This window comes from Margalitia sp. FSL K6-0131, from assembly GCF_038008735.1.
GTDB lineage: Bacteria > Bacillota > Bacilli > Bacillales > Bacillaceae_C > Margalitia > Margalitia shackletonii.
In genome coordinates this window covers 4,473,137-4,492,754 of the sequence record NZ_JBBOZS010000001.1, presented here as the reverse complement: position 1 = coordinate 4,492,754, position 19,618 = coordinate 4,473,137, and the positions used below count along the sequence as shown (strand labels likewise).

The window sequence follows — 19,618 nt, the reverse complement described above, 5'->3', positions numbered from 1 at the left end:
AATTTTATGCCTTTGCTTATGCAGGGCTTTTTTTATACACAAATTTATGAACGGAGGTTTTTAAATTGAAAGAAACATGGACTTGGATTCAGGTTGCGTTTGCGGCCATAGGTGGATTTCTCGGCTGGTTTGTAGGGGGATTTGACGGTTTCATTTATGCGTTGCTCATATTCATGATCGTTGACTATATCACTGGTGTCATGTGCGCCATAGCGGATAAAAAGCTGTCGAGCGAGGTTGGATTCAAAGGCATTAGCAAAAAGGTACTGATATTTATTATGGTTGGCATCGGGCATATCACCGATGTCTATCTTATCGGCAACGGAGAGGTGATGCGGACAGCCGTTATCTTTTTCTACTGCTCCAATGAGGGTGTATCGATGCTAGAAAATGCCGGGCATCTCGGGCTGCCTATTCCACAGAAGCTTAAGGATATTTTAGAACAGCTGCACGACAGAACGGAGGTAAAATAAATGAACCTGCATAAACTCATTCTGACAAACAACGCTTGCTATAAGGCGGGAAAAACCATAACACCAAAGGGTATCATGGTGCATTCGACTAGTGCTAATAACCCGAATTTGAAACGCTATGTTGGACCTGATGATGGTCTGCTTGGAGTAAACCAGTATAATAATCACTGGAATCAAGATAAACCAGATGGAAGGCAAGTTTGCGTCCATGCTTTTATCGGTAAATTGGCAGATGGTTCAATCGCTACCTATCAAACCTTACCATGGAATCATCGTGGATGGCATGCAGGCGGAAGTGCAAATGATACCCATATTGGTTTTGAGATTTGCGAGGACGGTCTAACCGATGCCTCGTATTTTTCTGCCGTTTATAAGGAAGCTGTGGAGCTTTGTGTATATCTTTGCAAACTCTATGGATTTAGTGAGAAGAACATCATCTGCCACTCGGAAGGCAATAAACTCGGCATCGCAAGCAACCACTCGGATGTTATGCACTGGTTTCCTAAGCATGGCAAGTCGATGGATACTTTTCGTAAAGCAGTCAAGGAAGCAATGAGTGCCGCTAATGAAAATCCCAGTGATAAACCGACTAAAACGGAAGCCTTATACAGGGTTCGCAAGACATGGGGAGATGCATCTTCCCAGAGGGGAGCCTTCCAAAACTTTGAAAACGCAAAGAAATGTGCTGACAACAATGAAGGGTATTCTGTTTTTGATGAATCCGGTAAGGTGGTTTATACTAAAACATCTTCGACCCCATATCTTGTAAGTGTAAGTATCTCGGATCTTAATATCCGTAAAGGTCCGGGCATCAATTATGACAAGGTCGGTAAATTCACCGGCATTGGTGTGTTTACGATTATAGCTGAATCCAATGGTGAGGGTGCTACCAAATGGGGCAAGCTGAAAAGCGGTGCCGGTTGGATTTCATTGGACTATGCAAATAAAATATAAATGAATTTGTAATGCGGCCTGTGGGGGTTCTGCCCTTGCAGGCTCTTTTTTTATGCTCTGATTCAAATAAATTTGTGCAAATCCTCAACTTCGACCTGTTCCCACGGCTATTAGGTAGGAGGTGATTCCTAGTGAATCAGCACGAGGATAAAAAAGTTACGAAGATCTCGGATGAGGTTATAGACAAAAGCACAACCGCACTTAAGAGAGTATCACAGGAACAGTTACAACGTGAGTTTGATTATATCCAGTCAGAAAAACTGCTGAGAAAGATGCTCGGAAAAGGCTTAATAACTGAAGTGGAATTCAAAAAGATAGATGCACTTAATCGCCAAACATTCTCTCCTTTTTTAGCCGAGATAATGCCCTGAAATCGTTGATATATAAGGGCTTCAGAGGTAATATGTGACCTACCAAGAAGGAGGTGAGAGGATGAAAAAGATAACGAAAATAGAGGGCAACAAGGCTGATTCTTTTATCAAGCCAAAGCTACGAGTAGCTGCCTACTGCCGTGTGTCTACAGACAGTGATGAACAGCTTGTCAGCTTGCAAGCACAAAAGGCCCATTATGAGACCTACATAAAGGCGAATCCAGAATGGGAATATGCAGGCTTATATTATGACGAGGGAATCAGCGGTACGAAAAAGGAAAACCGCTCTGACCTGCTTAGAATGTTATCAGACTGTGAAACTGGAAGGATTGACTTAATTATTACAAAGTCCATCAGCCGATTTGCGAGAAATACTACAGACTGCTTGGAGATGGTTCGCAAACTGATAGACCTTGGGGTTCATATCTATTTTGAGAAGGAAAACATTAATACAGGGTCAATGGAAAGCGAGTTGATGCTCTCCATTTTAAGCGGGCTTGCAGAAAGTGAGTCCATTTCCATTTCAGAAAATACTAAATGGGCAATTCAAAGGCGATTTCAAAATGGAACCTTTAAAATTTCCTACCCACCATATGGGTATCAAAACATTGACGGTCAGATGGTAGTAAACCTCAAGCAGGCTGAAGTTGTGAAGTATATTTTCGCAGAAGTATTATCAGGCAAGGGTACACAGAAAATAGCAGATGATCTTAATCAAAAGGGTATCCCCTCCAAAAGAGGTGGTCGTTGGACTGCTACCACAATTCGAGGAATTCTAAAAAATGAGAAATATACCGGGGATGTTATACTGCAAAAAACCTATACAGATTCCCGTTTTAATAAGCGCACCAATTATGGTGAGAAAAACAGATATTTAATAGAAAATCATCATGAGGCCATTATCAGCCATGAAGATTTTGAAGCTGTGGATGCCGTTCTCAATCAAAGAGCAAAGGAAAAAGGCATCGAAAAACGCAACTGCAAATATCTAAACCGATATGCTTTCTCTAGCAAAATTATCTGCTCGGAATGTGGCAGTACCTTTAAAAGACGGATTCATTCATCTGGAAGAAAATACATCGCTTGGTGCTGTAGTAAGCATATAAGCAATATAACGGAATGTTCTATGCAGTTCATTCGAGATGAAGATATAAAGACTGCATTTGTCACGATGATGAATAAGCTCATTTTTGGTCAGAAATTCATATTAAGGCCACTTTTGAATGGATTACGCAGCCAGAATAATGCAGAGAGTTTTCGTAGAATCGAAGAGTTGGAAACCAAGATTGAAAGCAACATGGAGCAGAGTCAGATGCTGACGGGTTTAATGGCCAAAGGATATCTGGAACCTGCTCTGTTTAATAAAGAAAAGAATTCACTTGAAACGGAAAGAGAAAGATTTCTTGCTGAAAAGTACCAACTTACTCGTTCTGTCAATGGCGATTTTGCAAAAGTGGAGGAGGTTGACCGTTTGCTTAAGTTTGCCACTAAGTCCAAAATGCTCAATGCCTATGAGGATGAGGTGTTCGAAGATTACGTAGAGAAGATTATTGTTTTTTCACGAGAGAAAGTCGGATTTGAATTAAAATGTGGAATCACATTGAAGGAAAGGTTGGTGAATTAGATGGGTCACACACCCTATGGATATAGAATTGAAGATGGAAAGGCTGTTGTAGATGATAAAGCAGCAGAACAAGTAAAAGAGTTATTTTCAGGTTACTTGTCAGGATTATCCTTGAAGAATGCTGCAATAAAAGCTGGGATAGATTGCTACCATGCCACAGTAAGTAGGATGCTACAGAACAAGCAATACCTTGGAGACGAATTCTATCCTCCAATTATTGATGAGGAGATATTTGAAAAAGCAAGGTTAGAAAAACAAAAGCGAGCAGAAAAACTTGGACGGATATGGGAGCCTAAAGATGTACCAAAAACGGATTATCCTGTAAAGTTCAAAGCAAAACCTCTGGTACAAAAATATGACGATCCATATAAGCAGGCAGAATATGCTTACAGTTTGATAGAAAGTGAGGTGTAACCAGTGGCAGTGAGTAGGAATGTAACAGTAATTCCAGCAATAAAACGAATCGGAAATAATAAAAATAGTGAAAGCGAACCCAAAATACGAGTGGCTGCATACTGCCGTGTTTCAACGGATAGTGAGGAGCAGGCTTCAAGTTATGAAATTCAGATTGAGCATTATTCAAACTATATAAACAAGAACAAGGAATGGGAATTGGTAGATATTTTTGCGGATGATGGCATCACAGGTACAAATACCAAGAAGCGTGATGAATTCAACCGCATGATTGAAGAGTGCATGGCAGGAAATATTGATATGATTATTACAAAATCCATCAGCCGATTTGCCAGAAACACGTTGGACTGCCTTAAATACATCCGTCAGTTAAAGGATAAAAACATTGCTGTTTTCTTTGAGAAAGAAAATATCAACACCATGGATTCTAAGGGTGAAGTGTTGTTAACCATTATGGCATCCCTTGCCCAACAGGAAAGCCAATCCTTAAGCCAGAACGTAAAGCTAGGTATTCAGTATCGATATCAACAAGGTGAAGTCCAGGTCAACCACAAGCGCTTCCTTGGATATACCAAGGATGAAAACAAGCAACTAGTCATTGACCCAGAGGGTGCTGAGGTTGTTAAACGGATTTACAGAGAGTATCTTGAGGGTGCCAGCCTTTTACAGATAGCAAGAGGACTAGAAGCAGACGGTATTCTAACAGCGGCAGGCAAAGCAAAATGGAGACCAGAAACACTAAAAAAGATACTGCAGAATGAAAAGTACATCGGTGATGCCCTTTTACAAAAAACATATACGGTTGATTTCCTTTCTAAAAAGCGAGTCAAGAATAATGGCATTGTTCCCCAGTATTATGTAGAAAACAGCCATGAGCCTATCATTCCACGTGAGCTTTATATGCAGGTTCAAGAAGAGATGGTTCGAAGAGCAAATCTTCGGGGCGGCAAAGGAGGTAAAAAGAGAGTCTATAGTAGCAAGTATGCTTTATCGAGTATTGTTTACTGCGGTCATTGCGGCGATATTTACCGACGGGTACATTGGAACAACCGAGGCTACAAGTCTATTGTTTGGAGATGCGTCAGCCGTTTGGAGGAAAAAGGGTCTGAATGTACGGCCCCTACCATAAACGAGGAAATATTACAGACAGCAGTGGTCAAGGCTATTAACGAACTTTTGGCTAACAAAGAACCCTTCCTCTCAACGTTACAGAAAAACATAGCTACTATACTTAATGAAGAGAATGATAATGCCACCGATGATATTGATAGCAAATTGGAAGAATTACAACAACAGCTTCTTATCCAAGCAAAGTCCAAGAATGACTATGAAGATGTGGCTGATGAAATTTACCGCCTTCGAGAATTAAAGCAAAATGCACTAGTTGAAAATGCAGAGCAAGAAGGAAAAAGGCAACGAATCGCTGAAATGACTGATTTCCTGAATGAACAGTCCTGCGAGATGGAGGAATATGAAGAGCAGTTGGTAAGGAGACTTATTGAAAAGGTTACGATATATGAAGATAAGTTCACCGTTGAATTCAAGTCTGGGATTGAGATTGACGAAGAGATATAGAATATTAACCGCCAATTAAGGGTTAACACCCTTTGGCGGCTTTTAATTTTCGCAGTATGAACTTGACTTTAATCAACACACTTTGATAATATGTAAGATAAGATAAATATGAAAGGGTGAACCAATTACATGAGCAATTAATCCTATTATTAGAAAACATCACAAGTTTTAAATGAGCAGAAAAATACTGCTTTTTTGTCATGACTTGGATGATTAGTTTTCAGAATAGGATTGGATTGTTATATGTGATTGACCTTGAAAGACATAGGTTTTTTTAAGGTGTATACCCATGCGGTTACAAGCCTCCTATTCTGTATAGAAATAGGGGGTATTTCTGTTTCCCCCTAAAAAAGGAGATGGAAATATGCTATTACTTGAAGGAATATCGTTAAAACACTATGTTCAAGAGAGACTCTTGTTCGATATAGAGTTGTTGCAAATACATGATAAACAGCGGATAGGTTTAGTTGGTAGGAACGAAAGCGGAAAAACGACTTTATTAAATATTATTAATGGAGAAATTTATCCTGATGAGGGAAAAATTGATTTATTCACATCTATCAAACTAGTGCCGCAATTTAAAAATATAAACATAAGCAAAAGTGGGGGCGAAATAACACAATCATATCTTCAAAGGGCTTTTAATGAATCACCGGGACTATTACTATTAGATGAACCAACAACTCATTTAGATTATGACCATATTGTCTGGTTAGAAAATAAATTACATGATTTTCCTGGAGCACTTTTAATTGTTTCGCACGATCGAGCATTCCTTGATCAGGTATGTACCGAAATTTGGGAAATTGAGGATGCTACGATAGTTGATGTCGGCAGAGGCAGACTCCAGCCGGCTGAAGTAGTGCCAAACGATGGATCTGTAGCCGTGATGGCTCCAATGAACGCGCCTATAGAGTTTTCACTGCACTTGCCGTAGACGACGATCTGCGAGAAGCGGTTGTTGCCGGAAAAGATGAGCCACTTACCGGAAGGGCTTTTGTGCACTTTTCGCCATCTGACCATTTCCGATTGCACTTGCATGAAGATGTCTTATGGTAGCAGGAATATGTAGATCTGATAAATGTTTTTTAACTTCATCGTGAAATAATCCGTGAAGATTAATTGGCTCTTTCTTACTTGAAAATATAGATGAACTTTACTGGACTCTTATGTATAATTAAGAATATAAGAGTAAAATTTAAATGATAATTTAAAATAGTAGATGGGAGAAATTTAATGAAGGAGAATTTAACAAAAGACCGTATTATAGAACAAGCGTGGAAATTACTTCACCAAGAAGGAGTAACAGGGTTTTCTATGAGAAAACTGGCGAAATGTGTGGATATGACGGTATCTTCATTATATTACCATTTTGAAAGTAAGGAAGCTCTATTTAATGATATGATTGATCAGGCTTGTGGAAAAATTCTTTATCCAATTGATGAAATAGAATGGGATATGCGGCTAAAAAAATATGCAGAAAATATTTTAGATATTCTTAACCGATATGACCAATTGGCTCAATTATTAATGATGTACCCTCCGATGAGTTCTAATTATGCAAAACTAATGGACAATCTACTTAAAATCATCGAAAGGCTTCATATCAGTGATAGTTATAAATTGTATACAGTTAATCATTATCTGAATTATATTTTTACATTTAAATTAGATAATCAACATGTTTTTAATAATGAAAAAGTAAAATTTGTTGAAGGTGACGGTTTCTCAGAGAGTAGTACTCCGTATTTGTACAAATATAAAAGGGATGGACTTTTCAAAAAGCTTGGGAGCAGTGAAATGTTTGAATACGGTTTAGATGTTTTTATTAACGGAATAAAGAACATAGAAAAAAATCTTTGAATCCAAAGATTTTTTTCTTTACTCCTTTACAGAACAGTGTTATACTTATTGACGAACATTGTTCTGTAAGGAGGCGAAAAGTATTTAAAGTTTAGTTTTTTTTTTTACTTCCTAACCGAACGTTGTTCAAATGATAAAAAAAAGAATGTCCTAAAAGGAGGAAATTATATAGATGAGAAAAAAAGATTTTGATTTAAAAAAAGTTTTACCAGCAGTTTTAACAATTGCTGTAGGCATGTTGTTGGTTATGATGGATACCACAATTATGAATGTGGCTTTGCCACATATGCAGGCAGCATTTAATACGGATTTATCTACATCGCAATGGGCAATCACTGCTTATACCTTAGCAATGGCCACAATTATCCCTTATTCAGGTTGGATGGCCGACCGCTTTTCAGCGAAAAATACATTTGGAATTGCAATTTTGTGCTTCACAGTTGCTTCATTTTTAGTTGCTCGTTCTAGTAGTATTGAAGGGGTGATTTTATATCGTATTTTACAAGGATTATCCGGCGGTGTTGTCGGGCCTGTTGGTTTAGCTATGTCATTTCGAATTATTCCCATAGAGAAAAGGGGAAGTATGATGGGAATTTTAGGACTTCCAATGTTACTAGCGCCTACTATTGGTCCGGCTTTATCGGGGTGGCTGATTAAATATTATAGTTGGCGAAGTGTATTCCTTATTAATATTCCAATAGGAATTTTATCTCTCCTCTTAGTATATTTGTTTCTTCCTGGTTTTGATAAAAAGGAAAATACAAAGATTGATTATAAAGGGGCCATTTTATCGCCATTTGCATTTCCTTTCCTTATTTATGGAGTTCATATCGGATCCAATAAAGGATGGGGGACAACGCAAGCAATGATCTTTTTGATTTTAGGATTTGTAATGTTGATGGCTTTTATCTATGTTGAAGCAACAGGGAAAAACCCATTACTTGAAGTGAAAGTGTTTAAAATCGCTGAGTTCCGCAAAGGAATTATTCTTATGTGGTTGAACCAGGTAGCTGTATTCGGTTCTATGCTGTTAATTCCATTATATCTTCAAAATGTGCGAGGCTTTTCATCGTTGCAGTCAGGGTTGATGATGGTGCCACAAGCAATTGCAAGTTTCGTTGGTATGACGATGGGGGGTAGAATATTTGATAAATATGGTACCAAGTTTGCTGCAATTCCAGGTTTTCTAATGACGGGATTGAGTATGATATTATTGGCGCAAATTACAAATGAAACATCAATTAATTATTTATTAACATCGATTATTCTTTTAGGATTGGGCCAAGGGCTGGTAAATATGCAAGTTAATAATCATGCGTTACAATCCGCTCCGCTTAATTTGATTTCTAGAGTAACTCCGATGTCAAATGAATTGTTACAAGTCGTGAACTCTTTTGCAATTGCTTTTATCACAGCATTTTTACAAAGCCAAATTCAAAAAGCAGCTAAAAATAATTCGTTAACAATTGCTGGTAATATTGCTTTTCACAACATTTATCTTTTATTGCTCGTTTTTGTAGTTATTGGATTTGTTATCACATTTTTATTAAAGGAAAGAAGACAATCATCTGATAATTAGTTTGAAAATATTATTTAGTCAATGAATTAGAAGAAATAAAAGGAGACATTGAATTTTAACTCATGGTCGAGTCTATGAGTATAACGCTAAGCGGTAGAGCTTACTGTGCTTTTTACAGCCACTAGCTTCAAATTAGTACAGCCAAAATGTTTTTCTATTCGATTTGTTGTAGAATTTATGTGGAAGGCCTTCAATGGCGTACCGCCATTGAAGGCCTTTAAAAGAACGTATTTAATTCATACTAACTTCAGAAAAGTTTGGCAGTACTTTTTAATCTGTTAATTATCAACCGATAACAAGAAAATAAACTGACTCTTTTCTCCCTCCTCTTAGCTATATTTATTCCTTGCGAGTGAAATGGTTTCTCCAATTTAGTCAAAATTAATGGATTCACTTAAATGCTTCCATTTTGTGTCTGAATCTGAAAGAGCTTTGCTTGCAGCTTCGGCATAAGCGACCGCGTCACTTCCCATAAGAAGACGAAGCGGGGGTTCATCCATATCGGTTAAATCGGTAATGAGCTTTGCAATTATTAGAAGATCTCCGGGTTGCTGTTCGCGATGATCGTGAATTGCTTTTACAAATGCACCGACAGTTTGCTCGTAAGGCTCACTTACAGGGAAGATAGTCATGGAAGACCCAGTTCAATCAGTGTGCATTTCACTGGAACTGGCAGTTAGAAACAAAACTTTTAACGTAAAAATCTTCCTTTCTTTGTTTAGAATAAAAAACATGTGGGATGATTTCTATTTTTAAATAAATACTCTTTTTGGATTGAATGTTCAATCCAAAAAGAGTATCGTTTCAAGTTTGCATGTTCACGGATATAAAAGCAAAAAATAGGAACGAGATGACCAGGAAAAGAAATATATACTTAATACCTGCTAGAATTCAGTTTGTCCATAAATTCTCAGTCAATGGTATGCTTTTGTCATTAAAAACGTTCAATTGAAGATTCGAACGATGACATGGTTTGACAGAAGTAGAGTGATAAGTGTATTTTGCACAAGATGATGGACTTGTCTCTATTTTACGAATCAACGACGCTACATTATTCCAGTTCATAAATAATTTTTTACTTTCTATTCTAATTTATTGTTTCAAACCTGCTTTTCCAATAACTAAAAGGAGTGATATTTTTTACTCTTCTGGCATCTTACTTAATCGTGCTCTAGAAAGTGTCAAAGCGACTCCAATAGCTATTGTAACTCCCAGTGCGCCTATCCAAGTAACTGAAGAGAGTGATACTTTCTCAACAAAAACACCGCCAATTCCTGCACCAGCCGCCATTGCCAATTGCATTACTGACTGATTTAAGCCTAATAATATACCTGATGACTCTGGCTCGATTGTAGCCAAGTTATATTGTTGGGTTGGTCCCGATGACCATGCAGCAAATGACCATAGTATTAATATGATTGAAACACGAATATAAGAATTTGTGACAAGAGACAATAATATTAGCATCACGATGTGTAATGCCATTCCTCCTAACAGTGTTTTTTGAACTCCCCAACGATCCGTACTAAATCCACCAAATTTAGAACCCAATAAACTTGCGATACCAAAGATCAGCAAGACTCCATTTAAATGCTTTTCTTCTATTCCTGATACATTTAATAAGTAAGGTGAAAGGTAAGTGTAAGCAATGGAATACCCTCCAAGCCAGAAAAAAGTAATTGCTAATCCAATCGTAATCCTCCATTTTTTAAGAAGAGCTAACTGTTGCACTAGTGGTACAGGCTTATCACCCTGAATAAGTGGAATAGACGCTCTAATGAGGATCATTGCAAGAATTCCCAGTAATGCAATTACACCAAAAATAACCCTCCAACCTAATAAACTAGAAATGATTCTTCCGATAGGGACTCCTATGATTAACGAAGACGAAAGTCCCATCATCACTATAGCAATAGAGCTACCCTGCTTACCTTCCGGTGCGATCTTTGTAGCGATAGTTAATGCTGTAACAACAACCATCCCTGCCCCGAGTGCCATAACAACTCGAGCTACTACAAATAATTGATAGCCGGGTAGGATGAATGCCAAGATATTCCCTATTACAAATAAACTTAAGGAAAAAATCATTAATTTACGTCTGTCAATACTAGATGTTATTCCTATAAGAATGGGTGTAAATATTGCATATACCAGTGAGAAAATTGTCATTAATTGCCCTGCTGTTGCCAAAGTTATATCAAGTGAATTTGCAATCGTATCTAAAATTCCTGAAACAATATATTGGGAAGTTCCCACTAAAAAACTAACGCTTGCCAAGATATAAATTTTCAAAGTATTAGACAAATGATGTCACTCCTTATTCTTATGTTTTTACATCGATATATTGCTAATTATCGATATGTTTATTCAAAAAAATATATCGTGAATACTAACGATATATTTAAGCGGAGATGAAACTGAATCCCCCAAACAATGTAAGGAATTCAGCTTCACCCAGTTATCCCTTTTGCTTTAGGAACTCAGCGATCCCATTGATGGCCTCTTCATTTCTTTTGTAATAGGTATACTTTCCTATACGTTCAGCTTTTATAAGTCCAACTTGTAAAAGCATCGAGAGATAATGAGATGCCGTCGATTGCGTCATTTCTAATTTTTCTGAAATTTGACTAACGCATACCCCGGTTTTGTTCATATCAATCCCTTCGTGGGGAGTGAAATAGAAATCTGGTTCCTTCAGCCATTCTAAGATTTTCAATCTTGCTTCATTAGATAATGCTTTAAAAATATCTACTTGTTTCATACAATTCATTTTATCGAGAATTGTCGATTTTGTCAAGCGTGAATGTCAGATGGATGGCGGAATGGATCTTTGTCGCGTCAAAACTTAAGAGTTGACAATTAGTCTAATTAGACTATAATGTTTATAGGATATTCGTCTAATTAGACTATGATTATTTTTATAACTCAATAAAGTTGGTTGAAGCAGTCAATGAGTGGAGCATCTCTTCAATATTGATTGAAGCTTGAAAGGATTACTTCGAAAATGGAAAGAAAGGATGAAGAAAATGATTAAATCATTTTTAATGATAGGGCAATCGAATATGGCAGGACGAGGCTTTATCAATGATGTACCTCCAATTTATAATGAAAGGATTAAAATGTTACGTAATGGGGGATGGCAAATGATGACGGAACCCATTAATTATGATCGCCCTGTTTCTGGAGTCAGTTTAGCTGCTTCCTTTGCAGATGCATGGTGCAATGTAAACCGAGAAGAAACGATTGGCTTAATTCCCTGTGCGGAAGGAGGAAGTACACTTGATGAATGGCATGTAGATCAGACTCTTTTTAGACATGCTATAACAGAAGCAAAATTTGCTATGGAGAATAGTGAGTTAATAGGAATTCTTTGGCACCAAGGAGAAAGCGATAGTATGAATGGGAAGTATAAAGTCTATTACCAAAAATTACTTGCCATTATGAAGGCTCTTAGAAAGGAATTAAGTGCCCCCAATATACCGATCATTATTGGTGGCTTAGGAGATTTTCTAGGTAAAGAAGGGTTCGGGAAAAATTGTACGGAATATAACCTCATCAATCAAGAATTGCAAAAATTTGCTTTCGAACAAGATCATTGTTATTTTGTCACAGCCGAAGGTTTAACATCTAATCCTGATGGTATCCACATTGATGCAATTTCGCAAAGAAAATTTGGTTTACGATATTTTGAAGCTTTCTCTAATAGGCAGCATATATTAAAACCATTAAATAATGAAAATGAGTTGATCAAGCTTAATTGTGATCGACCACATACACAAACAGAAAAAATATATATGGAAAGCCTAGAATTGGCGTTGGGAAAAATTTCCTATCCTGAATTTGAAGCTCAACTTAAACAAATCTACAAGAGGTAAACTTTAGCATCACAGAATACCAATTCAGAGTCTAAAGAGGTGTTTTTTTGATTCCACTACTAATTTTAGGTTTATTAAAACAAAAACCAGGTTCTTATGGTTACGAATTATTAGCATTAATGGAGGAGCGTCACTATAAATATATAGTAAATTATACGAAAGGGTCCTTCTACTATAATCTTCAACAATTAGAAGAAAAGCAATATATTAAAAAAGTCGATCAGCTAGACAATACTAGAGAAAAGCATAATTATATCATTACTGAACGAGGAAACAAAGAATTCGAAAAATTAATGTTTAAGTATGGATCTAAGACCGATTATATAAATTTTTCTTTTTATGCAGCGATGTTATTTGCTAACGAATATAAAAAAGAGGAATTCATAAAGCTAATAAAAATACAAATTGAACAAACGAAAAGGAAAATTTTTTTATTAGATCAAACACTACAACATAATGAAGATATCCCTACTTATTTTAAAAAAATGTTGGAAAATTCACGTTCTCATCATTTAGTAAACGTTCAATGGTTTGAAGAACTATTAAAAGATACAAGGATTGAAAGCGAATCTAAATTACCCAACACAGCTCAGAAAGAAGACATCTAGCTAATATGAAGCTTGAGGAGGATTTGTTTTGCTGAGGTCTATCGTTATCAAAGAAATTGAAAGCAAATGGATGGAATCTATATTTCTAAAGAGGATGAAGGGAAAAGGGATCGTTGGTATATAGCGTTTTTTAAATATCAAAAGGGAAGATAACATGAGAATATTAGAGCGTCCACTCGAGAGAACGGATTTTTATTAGAGCGAAAAGAATGTTATATGAAATTTATTGATATGCTCCAACGGACGACGCTCTCCTAAAAAAATAGCCATCGTATATTGCTATGTTTCCTAGGATGAAAAGAAGAAATCTTCTTCTTTTTTGGACTGTAGAGAAATAAAAAGGCTACTCGGCATTCTTGCTGAAAACTTCGGTAGAAATATGGGAAATTAAATCAGTTTGAAACTTTGTAACAAAATCTTATAAAAATTTGAAAGCGGGGAGTACACATGATTACCTTAAAATCTAAAAGGGAAATTGAGTTGATGGCTGAATCTGGATCGTTATTAGCCGATGTTCATATCCATCTACGAGATTTTATCAAGCCAGGAATTACCAGTTGGGACATTGAAGTTTTTGTGCGTCATTACATCGAAAGTCATGGAGGAGTTGCTGCCCAAATTGGATTTGAAGGTTATAAGTATGCTACATGTATCAGTGTGAATGATGAAATTTGTCACGGATTCCCCAAAAAACAAGTCTTAAAGTCAGGTGATTTGGTTAAAGTTGACATGTGTGTCAATTTAAATGGCGCGATCTCGGACTCTTGTTGGGCTTATGTAGTAGGTGCAAGCACACCGGAAGTTGACAATTTGATGGCGGTAACTAAAAAGGCTCTTTATCTTGGAATCGAGCAAGCACAGGTTGGCAATCGGACTGGGGATATTGGTTATGCCATACAAGCTTATGTAGAAGCACAAGGGTATAGCATCGTACGAGATTTTATTGCTCATGGCATTGGACCTAGTATCCATGAGGAACCTTTCTTTGCTCATTATGGGACACCTGGGAAAGGGGTTCGCCTGAGAGAGGGAATGGTCATCACGATTGAACCCATGGTGAATGTGGGTGATGGGCAAGTAAAGATGATGTCTAATGGATGGGAAGCAAGAACTCTAGATGGCAGTTTAAGTTGTCAATATGAGCATAGCTTGGCAATCACGAAAGATGGGCCGTTAATTCTAACATCTCAAGGAGAAGAAGGAACTTATTAAACGAAATATATGATTTACAAATCGGCATTAATGGATAAGGATTGAAAAGTATTTCTATTTTTTGGAGCATATCGATGAAAGATTGTCGGACGCGTAACCGACAGAAGTTAGATAAGTTGTTTGTTATCATAACATAAAAATTTTTATTGACAATGATGACAATCCGATTTTTGAATGTAGTGTGCAGCTGGTTGATATGATTATTTTGCAAAGATCCTTTTGGAGAAAATGAAGTAGATAAATCCAAAGTGAGTTGATTTATGTTATATTAGTGTGCATTTTGTTTAGTTCTTTCTGGATTAAATGTTGGGACATTAGCGGCAACCGGTGCTCCTTTCCTTTTACCCAATAAATCGCATGAAAAGAACGATTTTTCGTAATTTCATGCGATTTTTTCTAGGGACTTATGTCACAGCTCCTTTTCGCAATCAGTACGATTGGTAGATATGTTCCCGTCTACCGATAGCGCCAAAAACACCATGGATATGTTTCCGAGAACAGACATACTCAAATGACATCAATTCTGTCCTCTCAAGACATGTGGAGTGTGTTGTCTTGATGTCACGGGTGGAGAAATAGGGTCTATTCAAAGCATTGATAAATAAAGGATTTTCAAGATTGGAGGATTTCTACTTGTTGTTAGGTAGTGGCTTTTAACCTTGGAAATCCTTATTTTTGTTTGTTTGGGAAACATGTCGACCGTAAAAATGTGTGTAGGGTTGTGCAGATAGATTAGATAACTTCATGAGGTTGTGGAGATAGGATAGATGAAACATTTTGAAATGAAGGGTTATCCCTCTCTCTATATATTATAGATATACATCTCTTAATATTTAAGTTGAAAAAGTAATTACATTTAAAGTGTAAATAGTCATTCCTATATACTAGTTTTCTTGGTATAATAAAAAGAAAAAGCAGGTGTGGATATGGAAAGTGAAGATAAAGTGCAAAAACAGCCTATGGACTTTTATAATATGTCAGATTTTTTAAGAGGACAATCCTCGAAATTAATAACTAAATTATCTGATGAGGATAGGACAGCTTTCGTTTTAAAAAATGGAAAGCCTATTGCCGTTCTACTGTCTAATGAACGCTATGAAAGGCTTTTGAAATCGGGTATTGATATAACAGAATATTAAAGATGAGCGAGGTAAAATGAATGGCCGTGAAAAAATCAGAACTATATTCCCTGCTATGGGAAGCGTGTAATAAATTAAGAGGTGGCGTAGAGCCGTCAAGATACAAAGACTACGTACTTGTATTGTTGTTTTTTAAATATGTATCAGATAGATACAAGGGACAGCGATTTGCTGAGTTTACAGTAAGCGAAGGTGCATCATTTGATGACTTAATTGCTGCAAAGGGCAAGAGTGATGTCGGTGAACGAGTAGATAAGATTATCCAAAAGTTCCTAGAGGAAAACCGTCTTCAAGGTTCTCTTCCTGATGTTAGTTTTAATAACCCGGATGAATTGGGTTCTGGCAAGGAACTAGTTGATAAAGTTTCTGGACTTATTGCTATATTCCAAAATCCTGCTATTGACTTCAAAAGTAACAGAGCTAGTGGCGATGACATCATCGGAGATGCTTATGAGTACTTCATGATGAAATTTGCTCAAGAGTCTGGTAAGAGCAAGGGTCAATTCTATACGCCTAGTGAAGTGTCGCGTATCATTGCTAGACTTATTGGAATTGGTGATATCAAGCATGAAACTGGTAAGAAATGGACGCTTCATGATCCTGCTGCGGGTAGTGGTTCTCTACTAATCCGTGCAGCAGATGAAGCCCCTATGGATGAAAACGGTGACTCTATAGTTACAATATATGGTCAAGAAAAATATCCAGATACTGCAGGTTTAGCAAAGATGAACTTTATCCTACATAACAAAGGTACAGGAGAAATCAAGAGTGGTAATACGTTAGCAAACCCAGCATATACGGATGATTTCGGAGGGCTTAGAAAATTCGACTTTATTGTAATGAATCCACCCTTCTCAGATAAGGATTGGACTGATGGAATTAAACCATCAGAAGATAAATATAAAAGATTTGAAGGTTATGGCATTCCACCAGAGAAGAATGGTGATTATGCTTGGTTTTTGCACGTTTTAAAGGCCTTAGATAGTAATGGTAAGGCAGGAATTATTCTGCCCCATGGTGTGCTATTTAGAGGGAATATAGAAGAGACCATTAGAAAAGCAGTTCTTGATAAGCGCTACATCAAGGGCATAGTTGGTCTGCCCGCTAATTTATTTTACGGCACAGGTATTCCTGCTTGCATCATAATTATCGATAAAGAAAATGCCGATAATCGTGAAGGTATCTTTATGGTAGATGCAAGCCGTGGATTTAAGAAAGACGGTAACAAGAATCGCCTTCGTGAACAAGATATTGAGAAGATAGTACAAACATGCATAAATAAAGAAGAAATTAAGGGATATTCTCGTTTTGTTACCTATAAAGAAATCTTAGAAGAAAACGATGGTAACCTGAATGTCCCTCGATATATCCAAAAGATTGACGATACATTGCCGCAAAATATTGCATCTCATCTAAAGGGTGGAATTCCGGAAATTGATATTGATTCAATAGAAAAGCTATGGAAGATTTCGCCAAATTTAAAACAAGAAATATTTACCTGTGTTGATGAAAAGCATAACGTATATAACCTTGCTACGTCACCAAACGAGATAGAAACAGTTATCTCTGAAGATGAAAATGTAAAGAGTGCAAAGGAAAACGAGTGTGGCGAACTATTCGGGGCTTGGAGAAATGCAGTAAAAAATGTGCTACTAAACATCAATGCAGATACAAATCCAAAGGAGTTAATTCGTAACATTGGCCTTGAAATTCTGCACGATTTCGAATCAGCACAGCTTTTAGACAATTACGATGTGTACGATTTCTTGCTAAATTATTGGAATGAGAAAATGCAAGATGATGTGTATGTAATTAAGGCTAGTGGATATGAGGCTGGTCGTGAGATTGAATATGTATATGCTCAAAAGAAAGCAAAAGATGAAAGTGGAGAAGAAATAAAAGTTGACGATACTTCTAAAATGAAGTCGTTTGAAGGGGCGTTAATCTCAAGAGAGATTATCGAGAATGAGTATTTTGAAAAAGAGTTAATTGTTCTTAATGAGTTGATCGAAAAAGCAACCTTGCTTGAATCTGAACTAGATGAAGTGCGTGAAGAAGAATCCGGCGATGAAGGTTTGCTTGTAAATGCCCTAAATGAAAAAGGTGACAGCATTCCAAAGGCAAATCTTAATAAACGGATTAGGGAACTTGAAAGTAAAAAGACCTCACCTGTAATGAGCGATATTACAAAGTTGATTGAATTGTTAGATGAGGGCAATACAATTGAAATGGAGAAAATCGTTAAAGCTAACAGTGAGCTAAAGGGCTACGAACTTAGAAATAAGAATGGGTCATTTGGTAAGGCCAAGCTAAAAGCCGCATTAAAAGAGGCAAACGAAAAGGCGGTTATCCCTGAAATTTATGCAGATGAATATAACGCTCTGCTTGCATATCAAGCTAAGGTTTCGGAAAAAGAAGATGCTGACAAGGCTATCAAAGAGGCACAAAAGACACTTGATGAACTAGTGCTTGCTAAATATGGCGAGTTATCAATTGATGAGATTAAGCACTTGCTTTTTAATAAGAAGTGGATGGCAAGACTTGAAGGTGACATTGCTGATGCAATTGATCAAGTATTAAATGAATTAGCATCAAAAGTGGTGTTAATCGCAAAACGCTATGAGCATACTTTAGGTGAGATTGAAGAAAAGACAGCTCAGTCAAAGATTAAGGTAAAGTCTGCTCTGGAAAGGATGGGGTACATATGGTAGCTTATCCTAGAGATTGGAGTGAAAGCATTCTTGATGATGTCATTAAAATAAAAAGGGGTGCATCTCCTCGTCCAATAGAGAGCTATTTAACTTTCAGTTCATCAGGCGTAAACTGGATTAAAATTGGTGATGCCCCACAAGATGGGAAATATATTATTTCTACAGCTGAGAAAATAACAAAAGATGGGGCTAAGCGTTCGGTGCGGGTATGTCCAGGTGATTTTATTTTATCAAATTCAATGAGTTTTGGGAGACCTTACCTTTTAAAAATTGATGGGTGCATACATGACGGATGGTTAAGACTATACGATTTTCAAAATGCAGTCGATAAGGACTTTCTTTATTATCTTCTTTCGTCATCAAGCGTCAAGGGGCAATATGATTCTTTTGCTGCCGGAAGTGGAGTCCAAAATCTTAATAAAGAGGTTGTAAAAAAAGTACAAGTTCATTTACCCTTGCTTCCTGAACAACAAGGCATCGCCTCTGTTCTATCCGACTTCGATGAGCATATCAATAATCTAGCAAAGCTTATAGAAAAGAAAAAGGCTATCCGTGATGGTGCTTTGGAGGATTTGGTTAGTGGCAAAACTAGGGTTGATGGTTTTGACAAGGAATGGGAAACTGTTTCTTTTAACCAAGTGATTAAACCAAAAGCAAGAATTGGATGGCAAGGTTTAAAAAAGGAAGAGTATTTAAGAAGTGGATACAGCTATTTAATTGGGGGCACTGATTTCCATAATGGAAAGGTCAATCTGGAGAACATATCATACGTATCAAAAGAACGATACGATATGGATTCAAATATTCAAGTTGAGTCAAATAATGTACTGGTAACAAAAGATGGAACGATTGGTAAGGTAGCACTGGTTCCTAAATTGGATAAACCAGCAACTCTGAATAGCGGAGTTTTTGTTTTCAGAACAACGCCTAGCCTTCTTCCAACGTTTCTCTATAGAGTTTTGTTGTCCTCAATTTTTAAAGAGTTTATTAATACATTGTCCGCAGGTTCTACAATAAAGCATCTATATCAAAAAGATTTAAGTAATTTTGAGTTTAGAATGCCACAGGATATCAGAGAACAACAAGCCATCGCCTCTGTCTTAAAAGCTATGGATGAAGAAATCGAATCTCTCGAAGTAGAAAAAGAGAAGATAATGGGAATTAGAGAAGGTGCAATGGACGACCTATTAACAGGCCGTGTGCGTCTTACAGTATGAGGA

The 19,618-nt window shown here is 37.0% G+C and carries 17 protein-coding genes and 1 pseudogene; 15 read left to right on the top strand and 3 right to left on the bottom strand.

Annotated elements, in window-relative coordinates:
- Nucleotides 1-65 precede the first annotated feature (65 nt).
- The 9 genes and pseudogenes from NSQ59_RS21985 to NSQ59_RS21945 all read left to right on the top strand — a co-directional run bounded on the left by NSQ59_RS21985 (nucleotide 66) and on the right by NSQ59_RS21945 (nucleotide 8,853).
- A complete protein-coding gene (locus tag NSQ59_RS21985; RefSeq protein WP_340832763.1) occupies nucleotides 66-473 on the top strand; it encodes a phage holin family protein in 408 nt (135 codons plus the stop codon).
- Nucleotides 474-1,427 (top strand): N-acetylmuramoyl-L-alanine amidase, encoded by a 954-nt coding sequence (locus NSQ59_RS21980; protein WP_340832762.1) that lies wholly within the window; start codon nucleotides 474-476, stop codon nucleotides 1,425-1,427. It abuts the gene before it with no gap.
- 131 nt (nucleotides 1,428-1,558) lie between these two features.
- Nucleotides 1,559-1,798, top strand: a complete 240-nt coding sequence (locus NSQ59_RS21975) for an SHOCT domain-containing protein (RefSeq protein ID WP_340832761.1) — start codon at nucleotides 1,559-1,561, stop codon at nucleotides 1,796-1,798.
- A gap of 61 nt (nucleotides 1,799-1,859) precedes the next feature.
- On the top strand, nucleotides 1,860-3,422 hold the full coding sequence (locus tag NSQ59_RS21970; protein WP_340832760.1) for a recombinase family protein: 1,563 nt from the start codon (nucleotides 1,860-1,862) through the stop codon (nucleotides 3,420-3,422).
- Entirely contained in the window at nucleotides 3,423-3,836 is a 414-nt protein-coding gene (locus NSQ59_RS21965; RefSeq protein WP_044037642.1) for a recombinase family protein, read from the top strand.
- Between the two features lie 3 nt (nucleotides 3,837-3,839).
- The gene (locus NSQ59_RS21960; RefSeq protein ID WP_340832759.1) at nucleotides 3,840-5,411 is read left to right on the top strand and encodes a recombinase family protein; all 1,572 of its coding nucleotides are present in this window, start codon (nucleotides 3,840-3,842) and stop codon (nucleotides 5,409-5,411) included.
- Nucleotides 5,412-5,775: 364 nt separating this feature from the next.
- Nucleotides 5,776-6,234, top strand: a pseudogene (locus NSQ59_RS21955) (ATP-binding cassette domain-containing protein); the annotation flags it as partial.
- Between the two features lie 413 nt (nucleotides 6,235-6,647).
- The gene (locus NSQ59_RS21950) at nucleotides 6,648-7,274 is read left to right on the top strand and encodes a TetR/AcrR family transcriptional regulator (RefSeq protein WP_161655651.1); all 627 of its coding nucleotides are present in this window, start codon (nucleotides 6,648-6,650) and stop codon (nucleotides 7,272-7,274) included.
- 172 nt (nucleotides 7,275-7,446) lie between these two features.
- Nucleotides 7,447-8,853, top strand: coding sequence for an MDR family MFS transporter (locus tag NSQ59_RS21945; RefSeq protein ID WP_340832758.1), 1,407 nt, complete (start codon nucleotides 7,447-7,449; stop codon nucleotides 8,851-8,853).
- Between the two features lie 371 nt (nucleotides 8,854-9,224).
- On the opposite strand, the gene NSQ59_RS21940 is transcribed toward NSQ59_RS21945, so the two are convergent.
- The 3 genes from NSQ59_RS21940 to NSQ59_RS21930 form a co-directional block, all read right to left on the bottom strand.
- The gene (locus NSQ59_RS21940; RefSeq protein ID WP_211142803.1) at nucleotides 9,225-9,485 is read right to left on the bottom strand and encodes a hypothetical protein; all 261 of its coding nucleotides are present in this window, start codon (nucleotides 9,483-9,485) and stop codon (nucleotides 9,225-9,227) included.
- A 508-nt stretch (nucleotides 9,486-9,993) separates the two neighbouring features.
- A complete protein-coding gene (locus tag NSQ59_RS21935) occupies nucleotides 9,994-11,157 on the bottom strand; it encodes an MFS transporter (protein WP_096541464.1) in 1,164 nt (387 codons plus the stop codon).
- 154 nt (nucleotides 11,158-11,311) lie between these two features.
- Nucleotides 11,312-11,614 (bottom strand): ArsR/SmtB family transcription factor, encoded by a 303-nt coding sequence (locus tag NSQ59_RS21930; RefSeq protein WP_002348368.1) that lies wholly within the window; start codon nucleotides 11,612-11,614, stop codon nucleotides 11,312-11,314.
- 265 nt (nucleotides 11,615-11,879) lie between these two features.
- Here NSQ59_RS21930 and NSQ59_RS21925 point away from each other — a divergent pair, with 265 nt between their 5' ends.
- From NSQ59_RS21925 to NSQ59_RS21900, 6 genes are all read left to right on the top strand, one after another.
- The gene (locus NSQ59_RS21925; RefSeq protein WP_025478109.1) at nucleotides 11,880-12,728 is read left to right on the top strand and encodes a sialate O-acetylesterase; all 849 of its coding nucleotides are present in this window, start codon (nucleotides 11,880-11,882) and stop codon (nucleotides 12,726-12,728) included.
- Nucleotides 12,729-12,775: 47 nt separating this feature from the next.
- Entirely contained in the window at nucleotides 12,776-13,336 is a 561-nt protein-coding gene (locus NSQ59_RS21920; RefSeq protein WP_096541467.1) for a PadR family transcriptional regulator, read from the top strand.
- 447 nt (nucleotides 13,337-13,783) lie between these two features.
- Entirely contained in the window at nucleotides 13,784-14,548 is a 765-nt protein-coding gene (map, locus tag NSQ59_RS21915) for a type I methionyl aminopeptidase (RefSeq protein WP_340832757.1), read from the top strand.
- A 926-nt stretch (nucleotides 14,549-15,474) separates the two neighbouring features.
- Nucleotides 15,475-15,687: a type II toxin-antitoxin system Phd/YefM family antitoxin gene (locus tag NSQ59_RS21910; RefSeq protein ID WP_220155756.1), complete on the top strand. Its 213-nt coding sequence runs from the start codon at nucleotides 15,475-15,477 to the stop codon at nucleotides 15,685-15,687.
- 20 nt (nucleotides 15,688-15,707) lie between these two features.
- Nucleotides 15,708-18,398 carry an N-6 DNA methylase gene (locus NSQ59_RS21905; RefSeq protein ID WP_340832755.1) on the top strand — a complete coding sequence of 897 codons (2,691 nt, stop codon included), beginning with the start codon at nucleotides 15,708-15,710 and terminating at the stop codon, nucleotides 18,396-18,398.
- Complete coding sequence (locus NSQ59_RS21900; protein WP_340832754.1) at nucleotides 18,392-19,615, top strand: restriction endonuclease subunit S; 1,224 nt, start codon at nucleotides 18,392-18,394, stop codon at nucleotides 19,613-19,615. Before NSQ59_RS21905 ends, NSQ59_RS21900 begins: the two co-directional genes overlap by 7 nt.
- Nucleotides 19,616-19,618: the final 3 nt, after the last annotated feature.